This window comes from Micromonospora tulbaghiae (assembly GCF_900091605.1).
Taxonomy (GTDB): Bacteria; Actinomycetota; Actinomycetes; order Mycobacteriales; family Micromonosporaceae; genus Micromonospora; species Micromonospora tulbaghiae.
Genome location: NZ_FMCQ01000002.1, coordinates 33713 through 46531, shown reverse-complemented (window position 1 = coordinate 46531; position 12819 = coordinate 33713). Strand labels below are relative to the sequence as shown.

At 70.7% G+C, this 12819-nt stretch carries 12 protein-coding genes; 4 read left to right on the top strand and 8 right to left on the bottom strand.

What is annotated here, in order from left to right; translation table 11 throughout:
- Window positions 1-8: 8 nt before the first annotated feature.
- The 6 genes from manD to GA0070562_RS05600 all read right to left on the bottom strand — a co-directional run bounded on the left by manD (window position 9) and on the right by GA0070562_RS05600 (window position 5243).
- Window positions 9-1217, bottom strand: coding sequence for a D-mannonate dehydratase ManD (gene manD, locus GA0070562_RS05620; RefSeq protein ID WP_091416341.1), 1209 nt, complete (start codon window positions 1215-1217; stop codon window positions 9-11).
- Window positions 1218-1304: 87 nt separating this feature from the next.
- Window positions 1305-1475: a hypothetical protein gene (locus tag GA0070562_RS30200; protein WP_013287071.1), complete on the bottom strand. Its 171-nt coding sequence runs from the start codon at window positions 1473-1475 to the stop codon at window positions 1305-1307.
- Between the two features lie 130 nt (window positions 1476-1605).
- Window positions 1606-1827 (bottom strand): hypothetical protein, encoded by a 222-nt coding sequence (locus GA0070562_RS05615; RefSeq protein WP_225853056.1) that lies wholly within the window; start codon window positions 1825-1827, stop codon window positions 1606-1608.
- 230 nt (window positions 1828-2057) lie between these two features.
- A complete protein-coding gene (locus tag GA0070562_RS05610) occupies window positions 2058-3218 on the bottom strand; it encodes an alkaline phosphatase PhoX (RefSeq protein ID WP_091416334.1) in 1161 nt (386 codons plus the stop codon).
- A 109-nt stretch (window positions 3219-3327) separates the two neighbouring features.
- Window positions 3328-4179 carry a nuclear transport factor 2 family protein gene (locus GA0070562_RS05605; RefSeq protein WP_091416331.1) on the bottom strand — a complete coding sequence of 284 codons (852 nt, stop codon included), beginning with the start codon at window positions 4177-4179 and terminating at the stop codon, window positions 3328-3330.
- Window positions 4180-4217: 38 nt separating this feature from the next.
- Window positions 4218-5243 carry a sigma-70 family RNA polymerase sigma factor gene (locus GA0070562_RS05600; protein ID WP_393352788.1) on the bottom strand — a complete coding sequence of 342 codons (1026 nt, stop codon included), beginning with the start codon at window positions 5241-5243 and terminating at the stop codon, window positions 4218-4220.
- 392 nt (window positions 5244-5635) lie between these two features.
- On the opposite strand from GA0070562_RS05600, the gene GA0070562_RS05595 reads away from it, so the two are divergent.
- The gene (locus tag GA0070562_RS05595; protein ID WP_217493414.1) at window positions 5636-7177 is read left to right on the top strand and encodes an RICIN domain-containing protein; all 1542 of its coding nucleotides are present in this window, start codon (window positions 5636-5638) and stop codon (window positions 7175-7177) included.
- A 158-nt stretch (window positions 7178-7335) separates the two neighbouring features.
- On the opposite strand, the gene GA0070562_RS05590 is transcribed toward GA0070562_RS05595, so the two are convergent.
- Complete coding sequence (locus tag GA0070562_RS05590; RefSeq protein WP_091416328.1) at window positions 7336-8970, bottom strand: Ig-like domain-containing protein; 1635 nt, start codon at window positions 8968-8970, stop codon at window positions 7336-7338.
- A gap of 362 nt (window positions 8971-9332) precedes the next feature.
- Between GA0070562_RS05590 and GA0070562_RS05580 the strand changes: the two genes are divergently transcribed.
- The 3 genes from GA0070562_RS05580 (at window position 9333) to GA0070562_RS05570 (ending at window position 12056) form a co-directional block, all read left to right on the top strand.
- Window positions 9333-10082 carry a maleylpyruvate isomerase family mycothiol-dependent enzyme gene (locus GA0070562_RS05580; protein WP_091416325.1) on the top strand — a complete coding sequence of 250 codons (750 nt, stop codon included), beginning with the start codon at window positions 9333-9335 and terminating at the stop codon, window positions 10080-10082.
- 578 nt (window positions 10083-10660) lie between these two features.
- Window positions 10661-11077 (top strand): aspartate 1-decarboxylase, encoded by a 417-nt coding sequence (panD, locus tag GA0070562_RS05575; protein WP_091416322.1) that lies wholly within the window; start codon window positions 10661-10663, stop codon window positions 11075-11077.
- A 289-nt stretch (window positions 11078-11366) separates the two neighbouring features.
- Window positions 11367-12056: a response regulator transcription factor gene (locus GA0070562_RS05570; protein ID WP_091416318.1), complete on the top strand. Its 690-nt coding sequence runs from the start codon at window positions 11367-11369 to the stop codon at window positions 12054-12056.
- Window positions 12057-12084: 28 nt separating this feature from the next.
- On the opposite strand, the gene GA0070562_RS05565 is transcribed toward GA0070562_RS05570, so the two are convergent.
- Window positions 12085-12819, bottom strand: a complete 735-nt coding sequence (locus GA0070562_RS05565; RefSeq protein WP_208576399.1) for a thioesterase II family protein — start codon at window positions 12817-12819, stop codon at window positions 12085-12087.

The following is a 12819-nucleotide window of genomic DNA, read 5'->3' as shown; positions in this document are numbered from 1 at the left end:
CGGCGCGTTCACCAGGGGTGCACGGTGCCGTCCGTCAGCCGGTTCACCGGCAGGTAGGCCGGCGCGTACGGGTAGCGGGCCGCGGCCTGTTCGTCGATGTCCACCCCGAGCCCCGGTGTCTCGGCCGGATGCAGGTAGCCGCCGTCGTAGTGGTAGCCGTGCGGGAACACCTCGTCGGTCGCCTCGGTGTGCCGCATGTACTCCTGCAGGCCGAAGTTGGGGATGGCGAGGTCCAGGTGCAGCGCGGCGGCCATGCAGACCGGGGAGAGGTCGGTGGCGCCGTGCGAGCCGCTGCGCACGTGGTGCAGCGCGGCGAGGTCGAAGATGCGTCGCAGGTGGGTGATCCCGCCGGCGTGGACCACAGTGGTACGGACGTAGTCGATGAGCTGTTCCCGGATGAGCTGGGCGGCGTCCCAGATGCTGCTGAAGACCTCGCCGACGGCGATCGGCGTGGTGGTGTGCGAGCGGATGAGCCGGAAACCCTCCTGCAGGTCCGCCGGGACGGGATCCTCCATCCAGGTCAGCGCGTACGGCTCCAGGCTCTTGCCGAGCCGCGCCGCCTCGATCGGGGTGAGCCGGTGGTGCACGTCGTGCAGCAGCCGGAGGGTGGGCCCGAACTCCTCGCGGACCCGGGCGAACACGCTCGGCACGTGGGCCAGGTACGCCTCCGTCGACCAGGCCGTCTCGGTCGGCAGCGCGGCGTCGGCGGGCTCGTAGAACATCTTGTCGGCGCTGACGCCGTACGTCCGGGGCAGGCCGGGCACGCCGCACTGCACCCGCACCGCGCGGTAGCCGAGGTCGACGAAACGGGCTACCTCGGTCAGCACCTCGTCGACGGTCTCGCCGTTGGCATGTCCGTACACGGTCACGCCCTCGCGGGATCGGCCACCGAGCAGCTGGTAGACCGGCAGCCCGGCGACCTTGCCCTTGATGTCCCACAACGCGGTGTCCACGGCGGCGACGGCGCTCATCGTGACCGGCCCGCGCCGCCAGTACGACCCCTGGTAGAGGTACTGCCAGGTGTCCTCGATCCGGGCCGGGTCGCGCCCGATCAGCAGCGGCACGACGTGGTCGCGCAGGTAGGACGCGACGGCCAGTTCCCGGCCGTTGAGGGTGGCGTCGCCGACGCCGGTGACTCCCTCGTCCGTGACGACCTTCAGGGTCACGAAGTTGCGGCCGGGACAGGTCACGATGACCCGGGCATCGACGATTCTCATCCGGTCTCCCCTGCGGTCGGCGCGCCGGTCACCACAGGATTATCCATCATCATCGATCAGTGAGGGGGTCGGTGCGGGCCGGGCCGATCAGGCCGGTTCGGGTACGCCCCCGGGCTCCCCGTCGTCGGGCATCGGCTCGACCGGCGCCTCGGGCAGTTCGCCGGGCGTGTCCGGGAGGAGTTCGCCGGGGTCGTCCGGCACGTCCTCACGCGGGTCGATCGGCGGGTACACCTCGGGATCGAGGTCGGGGTTGGTCATCGGCCCAGTATCCGACGCCACCGCCCGGACCGCCCGCCGAGCGCGCTCGCCGGCTTTCCCGGGCGGCGCGCCCGCCCGCCGATCTTCCGGCTGTCGCGCCGGCCCTCTGCTGCCCTCGACGCATGCGCCGTCACGGGCTCTCACCGTCGCCGGCCGAGGGCGCGGACGACCGGTCCGCCGGCTTGCGCAACCACAGCCACACCCCCGCCGACAGGCACGCCGCGCCCCCGATCGCGACCGCGACCTCGGCCGGTTCGGAGAGATCGTCGAGGAACGGGAAGGTGTGCGAGGCCGCCATCGCCAGAAACCCGATCAGCAACAGGAGGCCGGCGGCGATCCGCTGGAGAACCATGCGCGTCATTGGATCACGACGCGGGCCGCAGCCCTCCAGGCGCCGTCGCGGCGGCCTGCTGCCTGTGATCGTGCGCGGCTTCGCGGCGTACTGCCTGTGCGCGCTGACCGAGGCGCGCACCGCGCGGTCTGACCGGTCGTCCCGACGGAGCGCGTCGGCGAGGGGCGCCCGGTGAAGGCCGGGCGTCCCTCGCCGGGCGGCCGGCGCCGGTCAGCGGCGCCGGGAGCCGGTCATCGGCGGAACGGCCCGGTGACGCAGTAGGTGATGCCGCCGGAGGACGAGCCGGTCGTGCCGCGTTGCGACGAGAAGTACAGCCGGTCCCCCGCCGGGGTGAACGCCGGCCCGGTGATCTCCGAACCGCTCTGTCCGGTGATCCGCAGGAAGACGGAGATCTTGTCGTCCGGCGTGATCATGCAGATCTCCATGTTGCCGCCATCCTCGGCGACGTACAGGTCACCGGCCGTGGACCCGGTGATGTTGTCGACGCCGGTCAGCGGAGCGGTGCCGGGGCTGACCAGGTTGTCGTCGTAGGCGAGTTCGTACGTGCCGGCGGCCAGGTTGACCTGCCACACGCGGTTGTCGCCCTTCGTGGTGAACCAGACGGTGTCGTCCGCGTAGTGGCAGCCCTCGCCGCCGTTGAACGTCTTCGCGCCGGACACCTGCTGCCGCGTGGGCGTGGGTGAGCCGTCCGGGTCGGGCACCGTGGCCCAGGTGAACGTGCCGGAGGTGGCCGTGCCGGCGCGGAAGACCTGGAGGGTTCCGGCGGACAGGTCGCCCCAGGTGGCCGGCACGAAGCGGTAGAACTTGCCGTCGGTCTCGTCCTCGGTCAGGTAGACGACCCGGCGGACCGGGTCGGCCGCGGCCGCCTCGTGCTTGAACCGGCCCATCGCGGGACGCGCCACGGCGGTCCCGCCGAGCGGGTACGTCTCGAAGACCCGGCCCAGGGACACCTCCTCGCAGGAGAGCCAGGTGTTCCACGGCGTCTTGCCCCCGGCGCAGTTGCTGTCGGTGCCGGAGAGGATCCGCGACGCCCCGACCACGGCACCGGCGGAGTTGAAGACGAGACGCGAGGCGCCGCCGCCCGCACCGGCCGCCACCTCGGAGTTCGACACGTAGATCCAGCCGGAGCCGTTCGGGAACACGGCGCCGCCGTCCGGAGCGTCGTGCCAGGTGTACGACGTCCCCGGCACCGTCCGACGGGAACGCGCGACGATCGAGCTGGTGAACCCGGCCGGCAACTGGATGCCGTTGGCGTCGGCGGCCTGAAGCCCACCGTAGGGCCCCGCCGCGTTCTGCGCCGGGGCTCCGTACGCGGCCGACCACGCCGTGAACGGCAGGGCGAGGGCGCCCGCACCGACAACAGTGGCCCGCAACATCGCTCGACGATCCATGGAACCTCCTCCGTAGGTTCCCCAGATCCGACCGTGCGGAGCTTACGCACTCCGAACTGTTGGATGAACGTCGATGGACGGCTCGGTGTGCGACGTCGTGCCCGCGCCGCTACGGGCGCAGATCCGTCCGTGCCTCCCCCGACGAGGGGTCGTACGGGTAGGAGAGGTGCTGGTGGGTCATCAGCCAGGCCCCGTCGCGTCGCTGGAAGACCCGGGTGCCCCGGGACCAGCTCTCGATCGGCGGACCCCCGTCCGGGCGAACCGAGACGCGGTTGAGGCCCCACGCGACGGCGAGGTCCCCGTCGACCACGATCGTCAGGTCGGGCACGTCCCAGGCGACTGATCCGTCACCTGACGCCGCCAGACCCGCCGCGCAGACCTCACGGACCGCGTTCACGCCGACGTGTCGCAGCGGCTGGTCGTGCTCGTACGAGACCACGTCATCGGCGACCGCATCCATCAGGGCATCGAGGTCCTTGGCCGCGGTGCCCTCGAACCAGCGCTGGTGGAGCCGGCGCACCTCCGCCTCGGCGGTGGTCGCGTCCAGGGTCGGCTCGGCGGCGGGATCGGCCAGCGGGAAGGAGTGGTGTTCGTGGGTGACGACCCACCGGCCCTCCCGCCTGCGCAGGCCGAACGTCAGCCGCAGGCGGTCCGACGGACGTGCGGCGAGGTCGGCCGCCGTACCGCAGCGCAGGAGCGCGTACGCGAAGGCGACGTCCTCGCCGGCGACGACGTCCAGCGACTCGATCTCGAACGACGCGCCCTGCGCCTGCCACCTGAAGAACGGCGGCCAGATCTCCCGGTAGGCGGCCAACCCGCGCACGCCCTCGTACGGCGGTGGCACGTCGAACATCACCATGTCCTCGGCATGGTCGGCCAGGACGCCGGCGAGGTCCCCGTCATGAACCGCAGCGGCCCAGCGCTCGACCAGGGTCCGGATCTGTTCTTCGTTGCTCGGCATGTCGGCTCTGCCCTTCGTGGCTGGTGAACCCGTCAGGACTACAACCCCGGCCGAACCGCGAACTCATCGCCTCCACGCGAATTTTCCGGCAGCCGATCCGGTAGGTCGAAGGCGGGCAGGCGCGCGTCGAGGAACGAGACGACCTCGGCCACCCGGCGCCCCCGCAGCACGAGCAGGTCCAGCCCCGCCGGCAGGTAGGCGGCAGCCGCGTCGTTCCACAGGTACGTACCGAACGCGAGCTGCCCGTTGGCACTCGTCGCCAGGAACCGCCACCTCCGCCCACCCGTCACCTCGGCCAGGAAACCGCGGATCTGCTCATGGCCCTCGTACCAGACGGTCAGCGGCGGCATCGAGTACCGCGCGTCCTCCGTCAGCATCGCCACGATCGTCTCGACGTCACCGGACTCCCACGCCGCGGCGTACCGCCTGGCCACCTCCCGCTGCCCCGCGTCGCCCACGTCGGCGAGGATCCGCTGCTGACTGTTCGACGGCGTCAGCCCGGCGACGATCCGGCGGGCCCGCTGCATCGCGCTGTTGACCGCGGCGACGGTGGTGACCAGCATCCCGGCGGTCTCCTCGGCGGAGTAGCCGAGAACGTCACGCAGCAGCAGAACGGCACGTTGCCGCGGCGGCAGATGCTGCAACGCGGCGACGAACGCGAGTTCCATGGTCTCCCTCGCCATCGCGTGGGTCTCCGGATCCCGTGCGGTGGACGGGGCCGCAAGGCGGTCCGGATACGGTTCGAGCCAGGTCACCTCGGCCCGGGACACGCCCGGGGCGGTGAAATCGGTCGGCAGTTCACGCCGCCCGCGCGAGTGGATGAGAGACAGTGCCCGGTTGGTGGCGATCCGGTAGAGCCACGGCCGGATCGACCCATGCCCCTCGAACCGGCCGACTGCTCGCCATGCCCGGTCCATGGTGTCCTGGACCGCGTCCTCCGCGTCGTGGAAGGAACCGAGCATCCGGTAGCAGTGCGCACGCAGCTCGTCCCGCAGGGGTGCGACCAGACGACTGAAGGCCGCGCCGTCGCCCGCACGCGCCGCTGCCAGCAGCGTCGCCGTCACGTCCTCGCCCGACGGACCGGCCTCCGCCGATGGTTCGCCCTGGCTCACCCGCCTCAATCTAGTGCCGGGCACCGTCCCGGGTGCCTGGTCTCTGCTCCCCACCGGCGGGGACCGGTGGGCCAGGACACAGAGGGAACGACCTTGGTCGATTCCTTGACTCTCCCGGTGAGACCGCTAACACTTGTCTGCAACGCGCACTTAACAACCAGAACACATCTGCTCGCCCCGGCGAGAGGCGCCGGAGCTGCCTGATGGCACGCAACTACGTCCAGACCGCGAAGCCCTCCGGATCGAGCGCGAGTCAGCGATGTTAGCGCTAACGAAGCTGGGCTCCCGACGAGCAGCAGGGGCTTCGTCGACCAGTCTGATCCGAACCCAGAGAGGCCAGACCGGTGACTGACCAATTCTCGACGCGGACCACGTCGCCGCGGGCCCACGCAGCCGGACCGTCGCCGAGCACCCGGTCGATTCGCCGGCTGCTGATCGTGCTGGTGGCCGCCATGACGGCGATGGGTGGCGGCGTCGTCGTCATGTCGGCGCCGGCCGTTGCCGCCACGAACCAGTTCCGAGGCATGAACTGGGCCGTGCTGGGTGACAACTTCAGCACCGGCCCTCTCGTCGTGCAGGGCCTGAGCTCCTCCGACAGCAACGCGACGGTCCGGGCCAAGGCCAACGCCCTCTATGACGACATGGCTTCCACCATGGGCGTCAACACCGTCCGGCTGCCCATCAACACCCACACGGTCGGGACGGCGTGGTGGGAGGCCTACCGAGGCGCCGTCGACGCCGCCACCGCCCGCGGGTTCAAGGTCATCCTCGCCTACTGGGAGGACGGCGCCGCCTCCGGCGGCAGGATCACGAACCTCGCCGCGTGGAACGCGATGTGGTCCACGGTGACCAACACGTACGGCTCGAACCCCAACGTCTACTTCGAGCCGATGAACGAGCCCCACGGTTACAGCTCGACCGAGTGGCGCGACGTCGCGGCCAACTGGCTCAGCTACCACTACTCGGCGGCGCCCAGCCGGGTGCTCGTCGGGGGCACCGGGTTCAGCCAGGACCTGCGGGACGTCTGCAACGACACCCGCTTCGCCTCGACGCTGCTGTCCTTCCACCACTACGCCTTCTTCTACGGCGAGATGACCTACGACGCCTTCCGGAGCCACATCCAGACCCGCCTCGGCAACTGCGCGTCGCGGGCGGTCGCCACCGAGTTCGGCGCACCCATGAACGACGGCCGCAACTACGCCGACGCGAACAGCACCGACAACTTCGTCCGCCACATCCGCGCCATGGCCCAGGTCATGCGCGACAACCGGATGGGCGGCACCTACTGGCCCGCCCTCGGCGGAAAGCCCGGCACCATCGGCTACGACTGGTACTCGATGTACTCGCTCAGCGGTAGCGGCACCGACCTCAACCTGACCGTCCGCAACACCTCCGGCGCCGACCAGATCCGGTACGGGTGGGGCGACACCATCGGGGGTGGCCCCACGACGCCCCCGCCGTCGACGGGAACGTTCTACCGGATCACCGTGCGGCACAGCGGCAAGGCCATGGACGTCCAACAACCGAACACCGACAACGGCGCGCGCGTCGGCCAGTACACGTACAACGGCAATGCGTGGCAGCAGTGGCAGTTCCAGGACGCCGGCAGCGGCTACTGGCGCCTCGTCAGCCGCAACAGCGGGAAGTGCCTCGACGTGGTGAGCGCGTCCACCGCCGACGGCGCCGAGCTGATCCAGTACACCTGTGGCACCGGCAGCAATCAGCAGTTCCAGATCGTCGCCAACGGCAGCTACTTCCAGCTGCGGGCACGACACAGCGGCAAATGCGTGGACGTACCGGCCGCATCCACCGCAGACGGAGTCGTCCTCAAGCAGTACACGTGCAACACCGGCGCCAACCAGCAGTGGTCGCGTACGACCGCCTGACGGACCCCTTCCCGGAAGAGCCCCACCCCTGCGGTGTGCCCGAGATCCCGCACCCGGAAGATCGCCTGCGGCAGCGGGCGTGCCGGACCGCACGGATTCCGCGCGGTCGCGCCCAGCTCACGGACGCGCGGCTGTCGGTGTGGCTCACCCCCGACCGGTCACCGGCGCAGGTGGCCGATGCCGTGCTGGTCGAGCCAGGTGACCGTCCGCGGCACGAACGTCGGCCCCGCCGAGCCGGCGCTGACGTCGGTGGCGATCAGCGGTACCTGGGCGGCGACCGGGAGCAGGGTCGACCGCCAGCAGGCCGGCGTGGCGCAGGCCGAGCGGTCGTCGACGCGCCAGGCGGCGGCCACGCTGCGGCCGTCCGGGTCGGCCGGGCGGTATTCCAGCCACCGGCGCAGGTCGTTGCCGCCGTCGATCCCGGCGGCGAGGACCAGGTTGAACGAGCCCTGGACGCGAAGCAGGCGAATCTGCTCCTGCACGCCGAAGGTCGGCAGGCCGGCGTCGGCGCACGCGGTGCCGCCGTCGCGCCAGCAGGTCCAGACCACCGCGGGATCTGCGCCACCGGCCGCCGGGAAGTCGTAGGACGAGATGTCGAAGACGACTGCGTTGTCGTCGCCGAACACCTCCGCCGCCGCGCTCCAGAAAGAGCGGGTGGCGAGAACGTCGCTCTGGTGCAGCGACACGACGGGTGTGATGCCGGCCCGGACGAGCCGGTCGACGTACAGGGCCGCCTCGTCGAGGTAGCCGACGCGGTTATGCCTGTCGGCAGGGCTGCCGGTGTAGACGTAGCAGGCGTCGCTCAGCACGATCCGCACCGCGTTGACGCCGCGGGCCCGCAGCGCGCCTACGGACGCGTCGTCGACCGGGCCGTCCCAGCGGATCGGTCCCCACGCGCATTCGCCGGGCACGGCCGACCGGACGATTCCGCGTGGCCGGTACGGCCTCGGGTCGGCGGTGACCGTGAGGATGCGGTTGCCGAACGCCTTCAGCGCGGGTGCGGCACCGGGCGCCGGCGGCGGGAGCACCCGGACGCCGCGGACCTCGGCGGTGGCCTGGGCGCCACCGCTGTCGTAGGCGGTGGCGGTGACGCGGGTACCGCTGTTCGGCGGCACACCGCGCCAGTCGAACGCGTACGGCGCGGTGGTGTCCACGGCGAGCAACGTGCCGCGCTCCCGGAACTCGACCCGCTCGATCCGCCGGCCGGCCGCCGCCGTGACCTCCGCACGGATCGGGATGACGCCCGGCGCGGCGAAGAAGTCGTTGGGCAGGGGCGAGGTGAGCGCCACCGACGGCCCTCCCGGCAGCGGGCTGGGCTGCGGGCTCCCCGAGGCCGCCGGCGGCGACGAGCCGGTCGGGCTGGCGACGTCCGCGTTGCACGGCTGGCCGCTCAACACCCAGTCGGTCGGCTCGGGGTCGGCGCCCCGGAAGTTGCCGCCGAACCGCACCGTCACCGAGGCGCCGGTCGGCAGCGTGGACCCCGCCGGCGGGCGGAGCATGGTCACCGGGTACAACTCGCCGCTGCCGAGCGTGTATCCGTCCGGCAGCCGGTCGAGGCCCATGGTGATCGTTTGGCCGTTGGCCTGCCGGAACCGGAGCCACCAGTCGGTGACGGGCGAGCCCAGGTTGGTGACGGTGAGCTCGGCCCAGAAGCCGCTGGACCACTCCCGGGTGATCTTGTAGTCCACCGTGCACGCCGTCGCGGCGTAGGCCGGCCCCAGCACCATCGTCATGGCCCCGCCGACGACGACCGCGGCGGCCGTGGCCAGCGCGAGGATCCTGCGTCGCATCATGCCCCCGCATCCATCGATACGTATCGCTTCACACAGCCTCAGCGGCCGGGGCACGGTCTGTCAATACCGCGGTGCCGCGGGCTGCGGGCTGCGGGCTGCGGGCTGCGGGCTGCGGGCTGCGGGCTGCGGGCTGCGGGCTGCGGGCTGCGGGCTGCGGGCTGCGGGCTGCGGGCTGCGGAGGAACGGCATGAGCTCCGCCCAGGCCTGCAAGCCCGCTCATTCTTGAGCAGGGCTCCCGAAAGGCCCAGCCGACACCGACCTTCCAACTGCTGCACAGCCACGCGGAGCGCGGCAAAGGAGTAGCCATCCATGGCACGACGCCCGTCTGGCGGAGGGCAGGTGGCGCGTGGGACGCTCCCGTCATGCGTATCGCCGAGCACATTGCCGCGCTGGATGAGGAAGGCGTCCGACTGGCAGAGGCGGCGGACCGGGCGGGAATGGACGCACTCGCGCCCACCTGCCCTGGATGGCAGGTCCGTGATCTACTGCGCCATGTCGGCGGTATCCATCGCTGGGCCATGGCCCACGTGATCACGGGACGCCGTCAGCCTTTCTCCACTCGGGAAGAGGCGGAGTTCTTCGTCGCAGTCGATGACGACGAACTGCTGGACCGGTATCGGGAGAGCCACCGCGCACTCGTGGACACGCTGGCAGCGGCTGACGAGAGCGTCGAGTGTTGGACGTTTCTGCCCGCACCCTCGCCGTTGGCGTTCTGGGCACGGCGGCAGGCTCACGAGACCGCAGTACACCGCGCCGATGCCGAGTCGGCCGTCTCCACGGTTCCGTACTGGGACCCGTCCTTCGCCGCCGACGGCATCGAGGAACTACTCAGCGGCTTCTTCGGCCGGCCCGGTGGGCGTCTGGTGGCCGATCCACCCCTCAGCATGGCCCTGGTGCCCACTGATATCGACGCGGGATGGACCTTCCACATCGAGCCGGCCGGACGCCGCCTGGTCGCCGGTGAGATGCCGGCCCAGCTGACCATCGTGGGAACTGCATCGGAGCTCTACCTGTTGTTGTGGAACCGGAGCGGGACCGAACGCCTTGACCTACGCGGGGACGCGGCCGTCTTGGATCTCTGGCGGACACGGGCCACGATCACCTGGAACTGACGCGGTCGTCCCGGGAGGGTCATCCCGGCGCCGCCCACCGTGGCTCCCACCCGCTCGTCGACACGACCGAACGCTTCGCCCCACCCCGACGCCCGTGTCGCAACGTGCCGCCCGATGCGCGACGTCGCAGCAGGTACGCCGCACCGCGCAGCGCGGGCGGCCTCGCCGGCGGTCATGGCTCTGCTGGCCGGCGTCATCTTCGTCCGCTACCCGTCGGTCCGCCGACGACACGGGCGGACGCCTCTGCCGGACACCGGTTCCGGCCGTGTTCCCGCAACGCCGCGCACCGGGTACCGAACACGGCGACTTCGACCGCCCGCTGGTTCCCGGGGTAATGGTTGCGTGCGACGAGGACGCATTGTGGAGAAGTCGTCCGTCGATTCCTCAAGCCTTGTGGACCATGGCAGGACCGGCGATACTCGGATGGGGCCAGTTTGCTGACCGGCTCAGGATTCCTGCGATTTGTCCGCCGGAGTCCCATGGCGCGGCGCCGGTCCATCCAACGGCGGCCGGCCCGTCTCCGCAAGGATCCCGCCGACGCCTCTCTCACCGCAGCTGATTCCAGCGGAAGGGTCACCATGCAGCGCACCATGCTGAGATCGAAGATTCACCGTGCCACGGTCACCCAGGCCGATTTGCACTACGTCGGGTCGTTGACGCTCTGTCGGGACCTCATGACGGCCGCCGACCTCCTGCCCGGTGAGCGGGTCGACATCGTCGACATCAACAACGGCAACCGGCTCTCCACGTACGTCATCGAAGGCCCGCCCGGCAGCGGCGTGGTCGGCATCAACGGCGCGGCCGCGCGGCTCATCGCCCCTGGCGACATCGTGATCATCATCGCCTACGGCGTGTTCTCGGAAGCCGAGATCGCGCACCACCAGGCGCGGGTGGTCTTCGTGGACCAGGACAACCGGGCGCTCGGGACCGGTGCGGACCTCGCCGCACCCGTGCCCGGCACCAGGACCGTACGCGGTGATGTCGTCGCTCGGTGACCCGTCTCGTCGACGGTCCCGCTCACCGCCGGGCGCGCCGGCGGCCGGCCGCAGCCGCGATACCTCGCCAGTACGGCCACGCCGGTCATCAGAATAATTACCGCCGATCGAAGAAGGTAATCACCGCACGTAGAATCTGGATTTTCCACGACCAGCGAATGCGAATCCGCACCCCCGATGGCAGGCTGTTGCATCTAGAGCCGCTCCGCCGCGAGCTGCCACCCGCTGGAAACATTTATGCGAGTTACCGCAGTGCCGCACGTCTGCTCACATTGAATTCGGGGGAACCGTGACCCAGGTCCAGTTTCTCGTCAACTCAGCGGCCTATCGCGCCGACCTCGTCGAGGGCCTCGCGATCGCCGGAATCGCGGCGACCGTGGCGAGGACCCTGTCCGACCCTGAGATCCTGTGGTCCGCCGACGCCGTCCTGATCGACACCGACGTGCTGCGGTCGGACCGGGACCTGTCGCACGTCGCCGAAATCGCCCGGCTCACCGTGGTCCTCCTGCTCCACGACACGGCGACGGTGACGTCGGCCAAGCACCGGATGTACCGCGAGGCCGGAGCCGTCGGTGTAATCAGCAAGCGCGAGCCCGTTGACCGCCTCGTCGCCGTGGTGCGGGCGGTCACGTACGGATGCGAGACCACCGCCCGGCGGGACAACGACGGCGCCGCCGGGACCGGGGAGCACGCCGAACCGGTCGGGGGCGAGCTCTCGGCGCGGGAGCAGGAGGTGCTGTCGAAGATCTCGCGCGGCCTGACGCACGGGCAGATCGCGACGCGCCTGGGGATCAGTCCGCACACGGTGGACACCTACGTGAAGCGCATCCGGGCGAAACTCGGGGTGGGCAACAAGGCGGAACTCACCCGGGTTGCCCTGCTGCGTCGCACGGCGGCTGCGTCCGGCTCGCCGCGGGGAGGCCGGGTGGGCCCGGGACGTGCTCCCCTCGACGGCCGGCGCGGACGTCCAGCCGCGTGAGACCGACCGACGGCCGAGCCGCCGTCCGTCAGCCCAGATCGCGTGAGATCACGTCGATCACCCGCTGAAGGCCGACCTCGTTGAGGAAGTGGCCCGTGTCGAGGACGTCCAGGTGGAAACCCGCCACCGTCTCCTCGCTCCACGGCGCCATCAGGCTCGGAGACGCCTCGATGTCGTCCCGGCCGGCGAAGGCGTGGACGGGGACGTTCAGCGGTGGTGACGGATGGTACGCGTGAGTGGCGAGGACCGTCAGGTCCGCACGCAGGATGGGCAGCAGCGCCGAGAGGAGATCGTCGTCGTCGAACACCTCCCGCGGCGTTCCACCCAGCTCTCTCATGTAGGCGACGAGTTCCTCGTCGCTCTCGTTCCATCCCCGGACCACCTCTTCGAGAACGGGAGCGGTGCTGCTCGACACGTAGAGCTTCCTCGGAAGGGGGAGCTGACGGTCACGGAGCGCGTGCGCGAGGGCCCGGGAGACCCGCGCGCCCATGCTGGCGCCGAAACACGCGAAGGGCCGGTCCAGGATCGGTTCCAGCACCTCGATCAGCTCGTCCACGAGCGTCGTCATGCTGGTGTGGGGCGTCTCCATGAACCGGTCCGCCCGGCCGGGCAGTTGCACCGCGACCGGTTCGATGGAGGGCGGCAGCAGGTGCGCCCAGTTCCGGAACATCGACACGCTGCCCCCGGCGTAGTGGAAGCACAGCAGCATGATCCCGGCGTCCTCGCGCCTGCCCAGTCCCTTGAGCCAGCGAAATTCGTCCAC